Origin of the sequence: Pseudomonas syringae CC1557, assembly GCF_000452705.1 — a bacterium.
Taxonomy (GTDB): Bacteria; Pseudomonadota; Gammaproteobacteria; order Pseudomonadales; family Pseudomonadaceae; genus Aquipseudomonas; species Aquipseudomonas syringae_F.
The window spans coordinates 5,200,420-5,217,977 of the sequence record NZ_CP007014.1 but is presented as its reverse complement, the minus strand read 5'-3'; the positions used below and the strand labels follow the sequence as shown (position 1 = coordinate 5,217,977).

General features: G+C 60.4%; 11 protein-coding genes. 10 read left to right on the top strand and 1 reads right to left on the bottom strand.

Features of this window, described 5'->3' with window-relative positions; all coding sequences use genetic code 11:
• Positions 1-2 precede the first annotated feature (2 nt).
• The 6 genes from waaC to N018_RS22980 are packed head-to-tail and all read left to right on the top strand — an operon-like array spanning position 3 to position 5,949.
• On the top strand, positions 3-1,067 hold the full coding sequence (gene waaC / locus N018_RS23005) for a lipopolysaccharide heptosyltransferase I (RefSeq protein WP_024644740.1): 1,065 nt from the start codon (positions 3-5) through the stop codon (positions 1,065-1,067).
• Complete coding sequence (locus tag N018_RS23000) at positions 1,067-2,188, top strand: glycosyltransferase family 4 protein (protein ID WP_025390842.1); 1,122 nt, start codon at positions 1,067-1,069, stop codon at positions 2,186-2,188. Before waaC ends, N018_RS23000 begins: the two co-directional genes overlap by 1 nt.
• Positions 2,188-2,994: a lipopolysaccharide core heptose(I) kinase RfaP gene (gene rfaP / locus N018_RS22995; protein WP_025390841.1), complete on the top strand. Its 807-nt coding sequence runs from the start codon at positions 2,188-2,190 to the stop codon at positions 2,992-2,994. The genes N018_RS23000 and rfaP overlap by 1 nt, the downstream gene beginning before the upstream one ends.
• Positions 2,994-3,728 carry a lipopolysaccharide kinase InaA family protein gene (locus N018_RS22990; RefSeq protein WP_024644743.1) on the top strand — a complete coding sequence of 245 codons (735 nt, stop codon included), beginning with the start codon at positions 2,994-2,996 and terminating at the stop codon, positions 3,726-3,728. The genes rfaP and N018_RS22990 overlap by 1 nt, the downstream gene beginning before the upstream one ends.
• The gene (locus N018_RS22985) at positions 3,725-4,504 is read left to right on the top strand and encodes a lipopolysaccharide kinase InaA family protein (protein ID WP_025390840.1); all 780 of its coding nucleotides are present in this window, start codon (positions 3,725-3,727) and stop codon (positions 4,502-4,504) included. The genes N018_RS22990 and N018_RS22985 overlap by 4 nt, the downstream gene beginning before the upstream one ends.
• Complete coding sequence (locus N018_RS22980) at positions 4,504-5,949, top strand: lipopolysaccharide kinase InaA family protein (RefSeq protein ID WP_025390839.1); 1,446 nt, start codon at positions 4,504-4,506, stop codon at positions 5,947-5,949. Before N018_RS22985 ends, N018_RS22980 begins: the two co-directional genes overlap by 1 nt.
• Before the next feature lie 18 nt (positions 5,950-5,967).
• On the opposite strand, the gene N018_RS22975 is transcribed toward N018_RS22980, so the two are convergent.
• Positions 5,968-12,081: a membrane-targeted effector domain-containing toxin gene (locus N018_RS22975; protein WP_025390838.1), complete on the bottom strand. Its 6,114-nt coding sequence runs from the start codon at positions 12,079-12,081 to the stop codon at positions 5,968-5,970.
• A 303-nt stretch (positions 12,082-12,384) separates the two neighbouring features.
• On the opposite strand from N018_RS22975, the gene N018_RS22970 reads away from it, so the two are divergent.
• Genes N018_RS22970 through N018_RS22955 form a run of 4 tightly spaced genes read left to right on the top strand, consistent with a single transcriptional unit; the run spans position 12,385 to position 17,558 of the window.
• Positions 12,385-14,142, top strand: a complete 1,758-nt coding sequence (locus N018_RS22970; protein WP_025390837.1) for a carbamoyltransferase family protein — start codon at positions 12,385-12,387, stop codon at positions 14,140-14,142.
• Positions 14,126-15,256: a glycosyltransferase gene (locus tag N018_RS22965; RefSeq protein WP_025390836.1), complete on the top strand. Its 1,131-nt coding sequence runs from the start codon at positions 14,126-14,128 to the stop codon at positions 15,254-15,256. Before N018_RS22970 ends, N018_RS22965 begins: the two co-directional genes overlap by 17 nt.
• Entirely contained in the window at positions 15,256-16,152 is an 897-nt protein-coding gene (locus N018_RS22960; protein ID WP_024644749.1) for an antimicrobial resistance protein Mig-14, read from the top strand. The genes N018_RS22965 and N018_RS22960 overlap by 1 nt, the downstream gene beginning before the upstream one ends.
• A complete protein-coding gene (locus tag N018_RS22955; protein WP_025390835.1) occupies positions 16,149-17,558 on the top strand; it encodes a PIG-L family deacetylase in 1,410 nt (469 codons plus the stop codon). Before N018_RS22960 ends, N018_RS22955 begins: the two co-directional genes overlap by 4 nt.

Below are 17,558 nucleotides of genomic sequence, written 5' to 3'. Positions count from 1 at the left end.
TCTTGCGGGTACTGCTGATCAAGACTTCCTCGCTGGGCGATGTGATCCACGCCTTGCCCGCGCTGACCGATGCGGCACGGGCGCTGCCCGGCATCCGCTTCGACTGGGTTGTGGAAGAAGGCTTTGCTGAAATTCCTGCCTGGCACCCGGCGGTCGACAGGGTGATCCCGGTGGCGATCCGCCGCTGGCGCAAGAACCTCTGGCAGACTTTTCGCTCTGGCGAATGGAAGCGCTTCAAGGATCGAGTGCGCGAGCAGCGTTATGATCTGGTGATTGACGCTCAGGGCCTGTTCAAAAGTGCCTGGCTGACACGCTACATCGACGCGCCGGTGGTCGGCCTGGACCGCGACTCGGCGCGCGAGCCAGTTGCCAGCCGTTTTTATGATCGGGCCTTGCCTGTGGCGCGCGGACAGCATGCCGTCGAACGGCTGCGCCAATTGTTCGCTCAGGCGCTGGACTATCCGTTGCCTGTCGGCATGGGTGATTACGGGCTCAAGCCCTTGGCTGCAATTGACGGCGCGCCGCAAGCGCCTTTTGTACTGTTTCTGCACGGCACGACCTGGGACACCAAACACTGGCCCGAGGTCTATTGGCGACAACTGGCCGAGTTGATGGCCGCGCGCGGTTTTCAGGTGCAGTTGCCATGGGGCAACCCGACAGAGAAGGCGCGTGCCGAGCGCATCGCCGAGGGGCTGGACAGTGCTCATGTGCTGCCGAAACTGAATCTGGCAGGCGTGGCTCGGGTATTGGCCAGCGCACAGGCTTGTGTCGCGGTCGATACCGGTATCGGGCACCTGGCCGCAGCGCTGGACGTACCGACGATTTCCCTGTTCGGCCCGACCAATCCGGGGCTGACCGGGGCTTACGGCAAGTCGCAGGTGCATCTGGCCAGTGACTACCCGGGCTGTGCGCCCTGCCTGCAAAAGAAATGCACGTACCAACCGACCGCCGACGATCAGCGCCGGTTTGACCTGAAACGCGAGTGGCCGTTGTGCTTTACTCGTTTGAATCCCGAGCGAGTGGCGAGCCAACTGGGCGCGCTATTGCTGGCAAAGGAACCTGGCTGATGCAACTGGCTTTCGTACTCTACAAATATTTTCCGTTTGGCGGCCTGCAACGCGACTTCATGCGCATCGCGCTGGAGTGCCAGCAGCGTGGCCATCAGACTCGCGTCTACACGCTGATCTGGGAGGGCGAGGTGCCGCCCGGCTTCGAGGTGCTGGTCGCGCCGGTCAAGGCGTTCTTCAACCATCGGCGCAACGAGAAACTCACCGCCTGGATGGAGGCCGATCTGGCCCGTCGCCCGGTCGACCGCTTGATCGGCTTCAATAAAATGCCGGGGCTGGATGTGTATTACGCCGCCGACGGGTGTTTCGAAGACAAGGCGCAGAACTTGCGCAGCCCGCTGTATCGAAAGTGGGGGCGCTATCGTCATTTTGCCGATTACGAACGAGCGGTGTTTGCCAAAGAATCGAACACTCAGGTGTTGATGATTTCCGAAGTGCAACAGCCGTTGTTCATCAAGCATTACGACACGCCGCTGTCGCGGTTCCATCTTTTACCGCCGGGCATTTCCCAGGATCGCCGCGCGCCACCTGACGCGCCGCAGATTCGTGGCGACTTTCGCGGGGAATTCGGTCTGGCTGACGATGACCTGTTATTGGTGCAGATCGGCTCCGGTTTCAAGACAAAGGGCGTCGATCGCAGCCTGAAAGCGCTGGCGGCGCTGCCTGCCGAATTGCAGAAACGTACGCGTCTGTTTGTAATCGGTCAGGATGACCCCACGTTATTCCAGCGGCAGAGCGCCACGCTTGGCTTGGGCGATCGGGTGACCTTTATGAAAGGGCGCAGCGATATTCCGCGTTTCCTGATAGGTGCCGATCTGCTGATTCACCCTGCCTACAACGAAAACACCGGCACGGTGCTGCTCGAAGCACTGGTGGCCGGTTTGCCGGTGCTGGTCAGCGCGGTCTGCGGTTATGCGCATTACATTGCCGAAGCCGATTGCGGTCGGGTCCTTGACGAACCGTTTGATCAGGCTCAGCTCAATCGCTATCTGGCCAGCATGCTTCAGGACGCCGCCGCGCGCAGCGCCTGGAGTCGCAACGGCCTGGCCTTCGCTGACACGGCGGACCTTTACAGCATGCCGCAACACGCTGCGGATGTAATTCTGGCGGAGCACGACTGATGAAGCTGTTCCTTGCTGAACCGTTCAAGAGCCTGTGGGCCGGGCGCGATGCCTTCGCCGAGGTAGAAGGCCTGAGCGGTGAGGTTTATCGCGAGCTGGAAGGGCGTCGTACGCTGCGCACTGAAGTCGACGGGCGCGGTTATTTCGTCAAGATCCACCGCGGCATTGGCTGGGGCGAGATCGCCAAGAACCTCGCAACGGCGAAGCTTCCGGTGCTGGGCGCGGGCAAGGAGTGGGACGCCATCGAGCGCCTCCACGAAGTCGGCGTGCCGACCATGACTGCCGTCGCCTACGGCGAACGCGGCAGCAATCCCGCCGCGCAGCATTCCTTCATCGTGACTGAAGAACTGGCACCCACCACCAGCCTTGAGGACGTCAGCCTCAACTGGCGCACCGAGCCGCCCGAGCCGCGTCTGAAAAGGGCGTTCATTGCCGAGGTTGCGCGACTGGTCGGGATGATGCATCGGGCCGGCGTCAATCACCGCGACTGTTACATCTGTCACTTCCTGTTGCACACCGACAAACCGGTGACGGCCGACGAATTCAGGCTGTCGGTCATCGACCTGCACCGTGCTCAGACACGGCGGGCCATAACGCCACGCTGGCGCAACAAGGACCTGGCCGCGCTGTATTTCTCGGCGCTGGACATCGGCCTGACCCGGCGCGACAAGTTGCGTTTTCTCAAGGATTACTTTCAGAAGCCGTTGCGGGAAATACTGCTCAAGGAAGCGGCGCTGCTGACGTGGCTGGATAAGAAAGCCGACAAGTTGTATCAACGTAAAGTGCGATATGGGGATGCGCTCTGATGGCGGGCTGGAAGCTCGAACCCGAGTACGCGTTCCTTGAGCGTGACTTTGGCAGCCTGGACGCGGTGTTTGCCCTGGAAGGCCAGCGCCTGACCCGCGACCCGATGTCCGAAGTCATCCGCGTCGAACGCTCCGGGGTCAACTATTACGTCAAGCGTTACGTAAGTGCCGGCAAGGGCCTGCGTCGTTACATGGGCAGGCCTCGGGTCAAGTCCGAGTGGCAGAACCTCAAGCGTTTCGCCAAATGGGGCATTCCCACGGCCGAGGTAGTGGCCTGGGGGCTGGAGCGCAATGGTGCGGCCTATGATCGCGGTGCATTGATCACCCGTGAGCTGCCGAATACCAACGATCTGTCGGTGCTGGCCAAGCGCAACGATCCGTTGCTGGCCGACAGGCACTGGGTAGAAGGCATCAGTCGCCAGCTGGCTGCTTACACGCGCATCATGCACGACAGGCATTTCACGCATAACGATCTGAAGTGGCGAAACCTGTTGGTCGATAACGTGGGCAAGCTGTTTTTCATCGACTGCCCCAACGGTGCATTCTGGTGGAGCTTCATGCTGCGCTACCGGATCACCAAGGACCTCGCGTGCCTGGACAAGGTTGCCAAGTACCACCTGTCAGCCACCCAACGCCTGCGCTTCTACATGCAGTACCGCCAACGGGCGCGCTTGAACGCCTCGGACAAAAAACGTATTCGACATATCGTCAGCTTTTTCGAGGGCCGTGAATGAGCGTGTTTATTGCCAGTGCCGATCGGGCGCTACTGGAGCGCCACGGCCTGGTCGATTTTGAATCGCTATGGAATCTTCAGCTGGATGCCGTCGACGAGCCCAATACCGGACGCGGCGGCTGGAGCAGCGTGTTTCGCCTTGATCTGGACGGCCATGGGTTTTACCTCAAGCGCCAGAGCAACTACCTGACGTACACCTTGCATCGTCCGTTTGGCGAGCCGTCCTTCTCTCGCGAGTTTCGCAACATCAGTCGCTACCGCAAGCTGGGCATTCCTGCACTGCAAGCGGTGTTCTATGGCGAGCAAAAAGCCGCCGGCGAGCACCGCGCGATCCTCATGACCCGTGCGCTGGATGGCTGGACTGATCTTGACGAGCTGTTGCAGCAATGGGGCAGCCTTGAGGCGGGTCAGCGTCTGGCCATACTTCAGGCCTGTGGCCGGCTGGCGCATACGTTGCACAGCGCAGGTCAAGTCCACGGCTGTTTCTACCCCAAACATATTTTCCTTCAACCAGAGGGTAGGGGTTACGGGGCGCAACTGATCGACCTTGAAAAAACCCGTCCGGTGATCTTTGGCAAGCGTGATCTTGCACGGGATCTGGAGCCGTTGCTGCGACGTGCGCCGATATGGAATGAGACCGAGCTGCGCGAGCTGTTGGCGGCTTACCTGCAAGCCTCCCCGGACAGCCTGCTGGTCGACGCCTGGCATGCGCGTCTGGGCAGGCGCAGCGCTCATAAACGTGACCTTCAACACCGCAACGATAAAGAGACCCGTTGATGCGTTTGTCTGAACTCAAGAACGCCGGCCGCACCCCCGCGTTACCGATGAGCCTTACCCTTGCAGATGCTGCCGGTACTGCCGAGCTGCAATTATTGACGTTGCTGCGCGTATTGCCAGGGCAGCGTTACGTCGGTGCTGGTGTATGGCGCGGACGTTCGGTGCTGGCCAAACTGCTGGTCGGCGACAAGGCTGCCCGGCACTTTCAGCGTGAACTGGCGGGTGTGCGGTTGCTGGCCGGGCAAGGCCTGAAGACCCCGCTGTTACTGGCCGACGGTTTGCAGGAAGGCGAGGGTGGCTGGTTGCTGTTCGAATTTCTGGAGCCAGCCCCCAGCCTGGGAGATGCCTGGGCCGACGTGCAGGACCTGCCGCCGCTGGCCGATGAGCAGCAGGCGGTACTCGGCGAGGCGCTGACGGCCATCGCGTTGCAGCACGCGAAAGGCTTATGGCAGGAAGACCTGCACCTGGACAACCTGCTGCGCCATAACGGGCAGTTGTACCTGATCGACGGTGCCGGCATTCGCGCTGAACAGGCCGGGCAGCCGTTGTCGCGGCAGAAAGTGCTGGAAAACCTCGGTGTGTTCTTTGCCCAGTTGCCCAGGTCCTTTGAGCCGTACACTGAAGAGCTGCTGGTGCATTACCTGCTGAGCAACGCCGAGCATGGCTTGCCGATGGAAGCGCTGCAAAAACAGATCGACAAGGTCCGTAGCTGGCGGCTCAGGGATTTCATGGGCAAGACGGTGCGCGATTGCAGTCTGTTCAGCGTCAAACACAGCGCTTCAGTGTTTCGTGCAATTCGCCGTGACGAAGAGGCGGTCATGCTGCCGGTGCTGGAGCGGGCCGATGCCTTGCTCGACAAGTGCCACCTGTACAAGACCGGTGGCGCTGCGAGCGTAGGCCGGATTGAGGTCAATGGCCGCACGCTGGTCATCAAGCGCTACAACATCAAGAATCTCACGCACTGGCTCAAGCGCTTCTGGCGCCCCAGTCGTGCCTGGCATTCCTGGCGCGAAGGTAATCGCCTGATGTTTCTCGGTATCGCCACGCCAAAACCGCTGGCGGTGCAGGAACAGCGTTTTCTGGGCCTGCGTAGCAAGGCCTGGCTGGTCACCGAGTTTCTGGATGGGCCGGACATCATCGAACGTTTTGCACCTCACGTGCAAAGCGGCGATGCCCCGGAGGCCGAGTTACTGGCGCTGGATCAACTGTTTGCACAGCTGATCCGGGAACGCATCAGTCATGGCGATCTCAAGGGCCATAACCTGTTCTGGCACAAGGATCGCTGGGCGCTGATCGATCTGGATGCCATGCAGCAGCACAGTTCGCAATCGTCCTTCGCTTCGGCTTATGCTCGCGACCGGGCACGTTTCATGCGCAACTGGCCGCAGAGCAGTGCGCTGCACCAATTGCTGGAGCAGCGTCTGCCGAAAATCACGCTGGCCTGAGCCAGCGCCTCAGGGAATTCAGCCCACCCGCGTCAGTTGCATTTCCCGCAACGCCGCCAGCAACCCGTCCATGTCGTCAAAGGGCACGAGGTGGACGCGCGGCCAGCTAAGACGTTCCACATACAGTTTGCCCTTGCCGTTAACCCGCACCGGAGTGCGGTAAACCAATGTGTCGCGTGCGCGATGCACAATTGTCTGCAAATTGCCTTCGCCTTCCTCCACCAGAAACATCCCTGGCTTCGCGAGGCGCTGTTCAATGGCCAGCGGTCTGGTAGGGCGGGCGGCATTGGCAGGGCGCGGCACTTCAATCTCGACCCGATAATCGCTTTTGATGTGTACTTTGTGTGTTGCGATGCGTCCTGAAACAAGCTCTCCGGGATCTGGAAATACGCCCCTCGATTGTCCTGTTGCCACGTCGACGACCCGCAGACCGATTCCGCCCTGCAGTTCGGCAATGCCGGGCACGACGCCCTGATAGACATTCGCATGGCTATTGCCAACCAGCGCGATCCATCTGTGTGAACCCATGACCTCCTGATGCCTGCGCAGGGTGCGCGACGCAAAGTAGTTCATCATTTGCTGACGGGTAATGGCTTCTTCCCTGGCGATACCTTTGAGGTGGTAGCTGCTTGCGCAGTCGATGGCTCGCACTTCAATGCCCTGCTGTCGCGCCTTGATGACCAGTTGCTCGAAGGTATAAACCTTGTTCGGGTCGGTGTAATGCCCCTGGTCCAGCGTTTTCAGGTCGTGAAGCAGGGTCTTGCTCATCTGGCCGGTTTCAAAGAAACGATCCAGATCCGCCTGGTGTATATCGGTCAGCAGGTGCTCCATGTACAGCGTCCTGACGTTTTGCTCTGACAGCAACGGCAAGTTGTCGATGATGAGTTTTTTGCTGGCGACGGAAAAATGCGACTCGCCGATGACGATGCCGTCAGCCTGCGTGTATAGCGTTTCAAGCAGTTCAGACGTACTTGTCTGCGGCGCGATGACGGGTAACACCGGACGAGGCGGCAGTTCTGCAACGCTGATCGTGGCGGCATCCTGTTGCAGTCTTTTGCGGCGCAGGGCGAAGATGTCGCGAACAGTTTCGAATTCCGGATCGTCGAAAAAGTACTCCATATCAAGGCCCCTCTTTTCGAAGTTCGCCAACGTATGAAAGGTCGTTCGGGTGTCCAGCGGCATTTCGTAGATCGCGTCGGTCAGGGATTGCTGAATCGCTGTTGCCGGGCTGTTGGCGGTCCAGTCTTCTGGGTCCACATGCAGCCATGCATCGCTTTCAGCCCGGACAAAACCGTACTGGCCTGCCCAGTGCTCGCCATCGACAACAGACGTTGGGCTCCCCAGTTCGCGGACAAGCATTTCATCCAGAGGGGTGGCGGGGGGCAGCGGGATGGCAGTCCGTGTCGGGTCTGCAAACGCTATGCTGAAGTCACAGCGAATCGACGACTGCCCGGGTGGTGACGCGTAGGCACCTTGCCTGATGCGGGTCGGGCGTCCTGCCTGAAGGTCTTTGACGTGTACGCTGGGCACACCATGCATGTCGGCGATACCGGGTATCTGATCATGTGTCGTGGCAAGTTTCTGATCGAGCAGCGCTACCCAGCGCTTTGAGGAATCGGCTGCAATGTCGTGGCTGATGAGCTTGTGCCCGAAGAAGTTGCTCATTTTGGTGGCAGCCGCCGGGTCGTCCGCAGCGGCTAGCACCGGATGACCGAGAAACGGATAACTGATCGATGAGCTGAACGGGCGCACCTCGATTCCATAGCGGTGGGCTGCCTTGATCAGGTGGTAGTAATCGTACTCGGTGCTTGAATTGTTCAAGGCCCCGCGATTGGTTTCGCGCAGGTAGTACTTGAGCTCTTTGGAGCCAGTGCGGCTTTTTTTGCCCAGCGCTTGGTATTTGGCCAGCTTGGGCAAGTGTTTGTCGGTCAGCAGGTGTTCGATGTACAGAACTTCGACGCGCTGTTCTGCCAGCAAGGGCATGTTGAGCAGGAGCAGACGCTTGCTGGCTACCGATTTCGGTGCCTCGCTGAAGACCAGCCCGTTGCTGTGAGTGAAGACGTGCTCGATCAGCGTCTCGACGCTACCGGGCAGTTCATTAGTCGGTAGTGGCAGTTTGGGCGGCAGGGGGAATCGGGCAAAAAAAGCCTGAGCGTCCTGATAGAGTTTTTCCCGAAGCGCGGTAAAGGTTTGCCGCACCTCTGTGAAATAGAACTCGAAATAGGCTTCCATACCTGACCCGGTCGGATCAAAGGGTTTCTTGCTGATGACAATGTCCAGGTGCGCGCGCAGGGTGCTTGGCATCTCGAAGTCATTTAACGTGTCGGTCGAGACTCCGGCTGCCTCTTCAGGCAATGGTCGATAGTTTGCCGGGCTCTCCAGTCCGCCTCCATGCAGTCGCTGCCGCTCGACGATCAGCCACTGCCCCTGTCCATCCAGGCGCACCGGCTGATTACCGAAGAACGCGAATGGATTGGCCGGATCGATGATTTGCCAGCCGCGCAGACCGGCGTCGTACTGGACCTCAAAAGTTTGGCCGGAGAGCTCGATGTAATGTTTGCCGTTGACCAGACACACGCCTTTTGCGTGACCGTCGGTGATATGTGGCAGGTTATCCAGTGAAATAGCGACGGCCAGATCGGTGCGCACACCTGAAGGCGCGCGCGTCACAGTAGCGGGTGTAGGGAGCAGCGGCTGCCAGGCACCACTGGCTTTTCGTGCGGCGAACTGGCCGGTTGCAATCGGCGGCGCTGAAGCGACAGGAGTCGCATGGAAAACCGCAGCATGGCCGTTGGCGTTGGGCTTGCCGAGCAGGAAGGCCTGCTCTTGCAGCTCAACCGGGTACAGGTCCTCGTAGCGGGGCAGGGAAGACTGCCGCTGGAGTGAGCGCAGCACGGGTGCTGATTCGCGGCCTTGCTCAAGGTTATGCAGCACGCCGCCAAAGCCTTTCAGACCTGTCAGCAGATCGCCGCCTGCGCCGATCCCGTTGAACAGTGCCGACACGATGTAAGCGGTGGCGCGGTCCTTGTCACCTTCGGTCAGTGCGACAAGTGCCTGACCACTTTCGTGCAAGGACAACAGGCTGCCAACCGCAAAGCTTGCGGGAGGGAAGGGCAGGGTCAGCGCGGTGGCAATGATCTCGACACTGATCCAGATCAGATGGGACAGCATGTCGTTGCGGCCGGTGGTGGTCTCTTCCACGTCCCGCAGCCTGCATTCGAGTGGCCAGTTGTAGCAGGTGCTGGCAACGTCGGAAATGAATGCTTTGGGAATGACCGGCGGCTTGTTGGCATTGCCTTGCCGCATATCGCGCAGGAAAAATGAGAGGGTCCGGCGCGCCTTGATCCGGCAGCGATCCTTGTAATAATCGATCATGCCTTCGCTGTTCAGCGAGCTTGCGAAGTCGCTGAACAGACGGAACTCGATGCCGTCAGGTGCTTGCGGTGTGTAGAGCAATGCAGCGTGGCGAATCTGCATCGGCAGAATCACCAGGCATCCCTGCACGGTTTCAACATGGGTCAGCAGATGGCTCGGAATAACCAGTTGATCGATGTCGGTCAGCCCGGAAGCGATCAGCGGTTTGTCGATATGCAACTGCAAGGGATACAGCGGGTATTGCTCGCGAGCGGCCGGACTGTTCAGGTGCGCGTTGTCCAGCGATTGTTGCAGCCAGGTATAGTGCGCCGCTTCGATGTGGCCTTTCAAAAGACTGCGCAATGCGGCTGCTTTCATCTGTAGCTGAGTGATCAGCACGCTGGCCTGACGTCGCTCGGCGTAACCGGCGTTTTCAGTATTCAGCAAGGTGTTCCTGATCAGCGCAATGTAATCGTCCGCCAGCCATTTGCCGCGTACCGAGCCTGCCACTCCCGCGGGCGTCAGGGCGCTGAGGTCCACCCCCTCCGGGCCGCTGAAGGTCGCCTGTGCGTCAGCAGAGGTGCGAACAGGGTCGATGCTGTCGTCGTAGCCATTGAGCAGCATGTCGGTGTAGGTCAGTGTTTCGCGCTCGCTGGTGATCACGATCAGATCTGGGTCCAGCGTGCCGGCCGGCACACTCAGCAGCTTGCCGAGTTGCTGGCTGGCGCGCTGATGAACGTAGTCCTTGAACGGCTGGACCTGCGTGTAGGCCTGGTAGTTGCCGAGTGCGCCTCCGATAGCCTCTTCGAGTGCCAGCAGTTCGCGGCGCTGTTCACGACTGGCACGCAAATACCAGTCCGGGGTGTGATTGGCCTGCTCGGAAAGCATCACGAGGGTCTGTTCGTCGGTAAAGCTGCGCAAAGCTGCCTCACAGTCGGGGTGATCAATGAATTGCAGGAAGTCTTCTTTCGGTTGGGGTTTCTGACTGAGGGCCGCCAGTTGCTGCGCGAGTTCAGGGCGTGCAGCGACGTCCACCTGATCAAGCAGCCAGGCACTCATCGCAGGCGACGCACTCCAGCCGACCACCTCGTGGAGCAGGTGGGTTTCAGTGTCGAATGCCTTGAAATGCTGGCCCGGAGCGTCCAGCGCGACCATGATCAGCCGTTCTGTCTGACCCTGCGCGTCCTGCTTGCGAAACACCAGCAGCCTGGCCATCACGTTATGTCTGTTCAGGCGGATCTGCTGCACGCGCAACGTGGGGTTTGGCGTGTTCTGTGGCGGGGTTGTCGATGCCGCAACGATGGCGAAATCTTCAGGGCGAATATGCCCCTGCATCTTCGCTGCCCAGGCCAGCGCGCTGAGGCGGGTTCGCGCCAGCACGCGCAACAGATGCAGGTTGTGTTCTTTCTGGTAGACCGTTCGCTGAAAATCGCCAAAGGTTGCGCGCAGCTCCAGCTCGCTGATCAGGCCGGCGAGGTACGCCGGGGTTACCGTCGAACAGGCCGCTGGCAGAGGCGCGTCATTCAGGCGGATGACAGTGTTGTCGAGGAAGTCCGAGCCTGCGACGGCGTCATTCGGATGCAGGCCGTAGAGCGCCAATTGCACCAGCGAGCGGCTCACGCGGTAGGTCTCGCTGGTCGATGGCAGCGTGCGCAGTGTGTCGATGGTCAGCGCGTGCGGGGCCAGGTCGTGACCTAGATCATTGGCCAGTCGCCTGCGCAGATGTGCTTCGGCGAATTGCTCGGGTGATGCAGCGCTGCCCAACACGCTGAGCATGACGGCATGCGCCTCGTCGTAGCGGCGCAAGTGCTCGCTATAAATGCTCAGATCGGCCTCACTGGCGATCTTCATCCAGTCCGGCATGTTCTGCTGGTACTGACGTTGCCGGTTGCTGAGCTCACGCAGCTCGAGCATGGACGCGGGGCCGAACATGCCATGCATGTCGATGGCTTCCTGAATCAGCTCCTGACGCCGTTTCTGGTCAACTATGTCCGCTCGTTCGCAGGCATGGCGAACGTCATTGCGCTGTTTGTTCAGCAGGCGATCCAGCGCATGCTTGAAGGGTGCTGTGTTCAAGGGCTGTAGCTGCACGTCGGCGGCCGTGAAGGGCTCAAGGTACAGGTCGGCGTCCTGGATGATTTCAGCCAGTCGTTCCTGTTGTTGCCGTTCGACCGTATTCAGAAGACCGCTTTGCAGCGACGGCGTGTTGAGCCAGCGCGCCAGCGTTTCGCCCATCAGGGCCTGGTTGGCGAAGGCCATGATGCCGATTCCTGGCAGAAGCAGCAGAGTGCGGTCCTGTGCCTGGGATATCGCCAGTACGCCGGCCAGCTCCAGTTGCTCGTCATCATGCAGTTGCACGCTCAGGGAGTGGTAAGTGAGCGCAGCATCTTGCGGCACTTCGGACAAGGCGGGCAGGCAGGCCAGGTAGCCACTTTCCAGATCGCGCTCGTGAATCCTGACGCTGGCTTCATCACGCAATGCGCGCTGCAAGGCAGGCTCAAGCCGCTCCCGGCGGCTCTCCCCGGTTTCTCCGGGGGCAGTCCAGAAGTCGTCAATCTGTTGCAGCAGGCTGAAAATCTCCAGCTCTCGCTCGGCCGACTCGACTCCGCCGATGGCCGTCAGCAGAGTTTCGCCGGGTCTTGGCAGTGCTTGCAGTTCGTCCGCCAGTAAGGTGCGCAGTTCATCGAGCCTGCCCAGGGCGGCCGAGGCTGCCGGCCAGGTGTCGGCCGGTGCCAACGGTACGGGGGTTATAAGGACAGGGGGCAGTGTGTGTGTCATGAGGGTTTTCCCATTGCGCGCTCGGGGCGCTGAGGTTTGAGCGGCGGCCTTCGGGCCGGCTATTAATGGGCCTCAATTAATCAAACGCAGCGGGGGACACGTCATAGATAGTTATCGAGTGCGGTGAAAGAGACGTTTCTTACAGCGTCTGGCGAGCGCCTTGTGGGGACATTTCAGGCCGTCGAGCCAATCTTCGGCCATTACGTTATAATCCCGCCCTTTAGCTGCCCTCAGCCTGCTGTGCGGGGGCACACCTTTTCTCGGGCGCGATGCGCCTGTGTGCAGACAAAGAGGCTAGACCCAGTGGCATTGACGATCCTTGGCCTGTCCGGCGCCCTTAGCCATGATCCTTCCGCAGCGCTTTATATCGACGGCAAGCTGGTCGCAGCAGCCGAAGAAGAACGCTTCGTTCGCGACAAGCACGCAAAGAACCGCATGCCCTACGAGTCGGCGAAGTTCTGTCTGGAGCAGGCAGGCATCAAGCCATCGGATGTCGATGTGGTCGCGATTCCGTTCGCCCCTATCAGCCTGTTCGGCAAAGCCCGCTGGCACTATGCCAAGCGTTACTGGTATGCCCCGGATCGCGCCCTCGACGCGCTGCTGATGGGCAACCGCCGTTACAAGCGCTATCGCAACAAGATTGTCTGGTGCCTTGAGCAACTGGGCTTCGATCCGAGAAAGATCAAGATCGAGCCGGTCGAGCATCACCTGGCCCACGCGTCCAGCGCTTACCACTGCTCCGGTTTCACCGAGAAAACCGCAATCATGGGCATCGACGGCAAGGGCGAGTACGCCACGACCTTCTTCGGCTACGGTGAAAACGGCAAGATCCACAAGATCAAGGAATTCTTCGATCCGGATTCGCTGGGCGGCCTGTACGGCGCGATCACCGAATTTCTCGGTTTCGAGATGCTCGACGGCGAATTCAAGGTCATGGGCATGGCGCCGTATGGCGATGCCAGCAAGTACGACTTTTCGCGTCTGGCGACTTTCGAAAACGGCGAGCTGATCATCAATACCGAGCTGGCCAACGTGATCGGCCTGCGTCGCTATAAAGAGAACGGCAAGGGCTTCTACTTCTCGCCGAAGCTGATCGAATGGCTCGGCCCGAAACGCGTCGGCGATGTGGCCGACGAGCCGTACATCCATTACGCCGCGAGCATGCAGGCGCTGTTCGAAAAGCTTGCGTTGCAGATGATGGACCACTACCTGGGTGACATCCTCAAGGAAACCGGCAAGATCGCCTTTGCCGGTGGCTGTGCGCTGAACGTCAAGCTCAACCAGCGCATCATCGCCCGTCCTGAAGTCAAGGAACTGTTCGTCCAGCCCGCGTCCGGCGATGCCGGCACGGCAGTGGGCGCTGCGGCTTATGTATCGCACGCCCGTGGTGTGCCGGTCGAGAAGATGGAACACGTCTACCTCGGCCCTTCCTACAGCAACGAAGACGTGATTGCAGCCTGTGCGCGTCACCCGAGCAAGCCGGTCTGGCGCCAGATCGACAATACGCCAGAGCGGATTGCCGAGATCATGGTCAAGGGCAACCCGGTTGCCTGGTTCCAGGGCCGTATGGAGTTCGGTCCGCGCGCGCTGGGCGGTCGTTCGATCATCGGTTGCCCGAGCGTTACCGGCGTGGCTGACCGCATCAACCACCAGATCAAGTTCCGCGAGCGCTGGAGGCCTTTCTGCCCGTCGATGCTCGACACCGTTGCGCCCCAGATGATCAAGATCGATCACCCTGCGCCGTTCATGACGTTCACGTTCGAAGTCGCCGAAGAGTGGAAGACCCGCGTGCCGGAAGTCGTTCACGAAGACGGCACTTCACGTGCCCAGGTGCTCAAGCGCGAGTACAACCCGCGCTACTACGACATGATGAAGGCGCTGGAAAACCTGACCGGCAACGGCGTTTCGCTGAACACCTCGCTGAACCGCCGTGGCGAACCGATGATCTGCTCGCCGACCGATGCCCTGAACATGTTCTTCGGCTCGGATCTGGAGTACCTGATCATGGAAGACATTCTGGTGGTCAAAGAGGGCGTCGAGGCATATGACACGCTCGGCTGAACGTCACGTGCTGCAGTTCTGCCACGGCTATGACGGGCCGTTTCTGGACTGCGCGCGGCAATACGCCAGCCTGTTCGCCGGCAAGGGCTATCGAGTGACGACGGTGTTTCTGACTGGCGCCGCCGACCCTGATGTGGTCGCTGACTGCGGTTCGGACGAAGTGCTGTTCATGGAGTACAGCTCCAGCGCCATTCGTGGCCTGAAGCTGGGCGCTATCCGTGATCTGCGCAAAATCGCCGCCACGCGCAGTTTCAGCTTCTGCATCGCCCACCGTTTCAAGCCGGTGTACATCGCGCTGCTGGCGACCAGCCTGCCAGTGATCGGCGTGCACCATGCGTTCGGCGACTACAAGCGTCGAACGCGCAAATTGTTCGCCACCCTGTTTCGCAAGCGCCTGAGCCTGCTCGGTGTCTCTGATGCAGTGCGCGATGATATGCGCAACAGCCTGCCGAAGTGGCCGGCCGAGCGCATTCAGACCTTGTACAACCGCATCGATGTCGAGCAACTTCAGGGCAGCCAGTTTTCTGTTGAAGATGCGCGCGCAGAGCTGGGGTTATCGCAGTCAGCATGGATTGTCGGCAACGTCGGCCGTCTGCATCCAGACAAGGATCAGGCCACGCTGTTGCGCGGTTTTGCCGAGGCACTGCCCAGCCTTCCCGAGAACAGCCAACTGGTGATTCTCGGCAAGGGCCGTCTTGAAGAAACCCTCAAGGCACTGGCGCTGGAACTGGGCATTGGCGCTCAGGTGCTGTTCCTGGGACAGGTGCCTGACGCGCGCCGCTACTTCAAGGCGTTCAATGTGTTCGCGTTGAGTTCGGACCACGAGCCGTTCGGCATGGTGCTTCTGGAAGCGATGGTGGCTGGTGTGCCACTGGTTGCGACCTCGTGCGGCGGCGCGAAGGAAGTGGTCGAAGATGTCGGCTTGCTGTTCCCGTTGGGCGATGTTCACAGCCTGGCGCATGGCCTGCTGCACATGGCGGGGCTTGACGACGAGCAGCGTCAGGATTGCGCCGAACGTATGCTGCTGCGCTTGCGTGAACGCTTTTCCGATCATGCGGTACGCGATGTCTTCTGGCGCTTGCCGCAAGTCTCCAGCCTGACGGCGGGGGCCTGATGCTCAATCGATTCAAAGGCTGGCGCGAGCGTGGCTGGGTGCCGATCGATGCCGCGGCTTATGAGCAGGCCTGGCAGCAATTGGGTGGCAGTGTGGCCACTCACCCGCTGGTCGTTGCACGCCTGTCCGAGTTTGCCGGCATCGCGGTGCGCTACCTGGCCTGGGAACAGGGCGGTGAAGTAAAGGCCGCGATTGCCACTTGGGGGCGCTCGCTGGCGCTCTCCAAGGACGAGCTCAAACGTCACGGCAAAAAAGGCCTGTTCGATCTGGGCAATGCCGAGCTGATTCTTCCGGTGGCCGAGGACGTTCAGGTGCCGGTTCGCCATCGGGCTCGCTACGTCTCTGCGCTCAACGAAGGCCGAATCAGCACGTTCAAACCGCAGGCCGAATCACTGGCAATGGCACGCACGCCTGAAGAGCTGTCGAAGAAATTCCGCTACAACCAGCGTCGCGAACTTCGTCTGCTTGAAGAGGCTGGCGGCTCGGTACGGCCTGTCAGCGAATTCAGCAGTGCCGAGCTGGCGAGCATGTATTGCGATCTGTTCCAGCGTCGCTGGGGCTTTGAGGCCACTGGCGCCCGGCACAAGGCCGAGGTCATCGAGTTGTTGCGCGAGCTGCTGATCGGCTCGGTAGTGTTTCTCAACGACGCGCCCATCGCCATTCAACTGGTGTACCGCGTTGAAGCGCCGCAGTGGGTCAGCATCGAGTACGTCAACGGTGGCGTTGATCCCGAAACCCGTGATTTCAGTCCGGGCAGTGTGCTGAGCTTCGTCAATACCCAATCCGCCTGGGAAGACGCCCGGGCGCTGGGCAAATCATTGCGTTTTTCCTTTGGTCGTGCCGACCGCGAGTACAAGGACCGATGGTGCAACCCCGTTCCGGTGTTCCAGCTTTGAGCCGCAAGCAACAGTTGCTCAAACGCCATCGCCGTAACAAGCGGCTGGCGTTGCTGGGTGGTCTGTTTCTGTTGATTGCTCTCGGTGTATGGGTTGCCTGGTGGCTGGCACCGGTTCTGGCGTTTTGTGCATGGATCGCTCATGAAGCATGGTTTGCCGATCATCTGTTCTACTCGCCATCCGACGATTATCAGTACACCTTTCCTGCCGACAGCGAAGTGCCAGACGTGCATTTCGACAGTGGCAAGCTGGTACTGAGTAAACCGCTGCAACTGGCAGGCGACGAGACGCTGATCCTGGCGCTGACGATCAAAAGCACGTGGCTGGGGCGTTTTCTCGATCCGTTCGTCGAGTTGCGCGGGCTGGGTTTACACGACCGGCAGGCTTTCGAGCGTGGTGTCTCCGGTGTGCGTTATCTGAACCTGACCGGGCTCGGCGAGCCGCTGGCCGCTGGTGTGCTGCATTTGCGCGGGCGTTTCTGTGGTCTTTCAGCTGCGCCGCGCCTCTGGCTGTTTCGTCAGCCAGACGCGCGCCAGCAGCGTGTCATGGTCATTGCGCCGCACGCCGACGATGCCGAACTGGCCGCGTTCGGGCTGTACAGTCAGGCCGAGGAAGCATGGATTGTCACGCTGACCGCCGGTGAAATCGAAGCCGAGCATTACCAACAGATGGGCATGCAGCGCGCCGAGGCTGCGCGCATGAAGGGCCGCCTGCGGGCCTGGGACAGCATTGCGGTAGCGCGCTGGGGCGGTGTGCCCGAGTCGCAGTGTGTGCAGTTGGGTTATTTCTGCCTGCAACTGCCCGCCATGCAAGCGGCACCGGACACGCCGGTCGGGTCGCGAGAGGCTGAGCTGACCGATACCCGGTTGTTCCGTCAGTTCAATACCCTGTCGTTGCCCGGCGATGACGGCCAGCCGACCTGGAACAATTTGCTGGCCGACCTGCGCACGCTGATCCTCAAGGCCAGGCCACAGGTTATTGTCATGCCGCACCCGGCCATCGATCCGCATCCCGACCATATCTGCGCCCAGGCGGCGGTGCGTGAAGCGCTGGTCGGGCTTGAATGGCAGCCAGACGTGCTGCTTGGTTACGCCAACCACCTGCACGACAACGACCGCTGGCCGATGGGCGATGCCTACACGGGCATCAGCCTGCCACCAGTGTTCGATGGCCAGCTGCCGCTGGTGCCGTACAGCCTTCAATTGTCGGTTGAGACCCAAAGAGACAAGGCGATGGCGCTGGGCATGATGCATGACCTGCAGCCGCCAATGCCGTTCAAGCGTCGTATGCGTCGCTCCTTGCAGCGTATTTTGGCCGGTCGCCGCTGGCCGGCTGAGGGTGAAAACGAATTCTTCCGCAAAGCGGTGCGACGGCACGAGTTGTTCTGGTGCAGCCGTGATATCTGA

Bases quoted from the DNA above. Each gene is read 5' to 3' on its own strand.
- N018_RS23000 (WP_025390842.1), top strand. From the start codon at position 1,067: ATGCAACTGGCTTTCGTACTCTACAAATATTTTCCGTTTGGCGGCCTG.
- rfaP (WP_025390841.1), top strand. From the start codon at position 2,188: ATGAAGCTGTTCCTTGCTGAACCGTTCAAGAGCCTGTGGGCCGGGCGC.
- N018_RS22990 (WP_024644743.1), top strand. From the start codon at position 2,994: ATGGCGGGCTGGAAGCTCGAACCCGAGTACGCGTTCCTTGAGCGTGAC.
- N018_RS22985 (WP_025390840.1), top strand. From the start codon at position 3,725: ATGAGCGTGTTTATTGCCAGTGCCGATCGGGCGCTACTGGAGCGCCAC.
- N018_RS22980 (WP_025390839.1), top strand. From the start codon at position 4,504: ATGCGTTTGTCTGAACTCAAGAACGCCGGCCGCACCCCCGCGTTACCG.
- N018_RS22975 (WP_025390838.1), bottom strand. From the start codon at position 12,081: ATGACACACACACTGCCCCCTGTCCTTATAACCCCCGTACCGTTGGCA.
- N018_RS22965 (WP_025390836.1), top strand. From the start codon at position 14,126: ATGACACGCTCGGCTGAACGTCACGTGCTGCAGTTCTGCCACGGCTAT.
- N018_RS22960 (WP_024644749.1), top strand. From the start codon at position 15,256: ATGCTCAATCGATTCAAAGGCTGGCGCGAGCGTGGCTGGGTGCCGATC.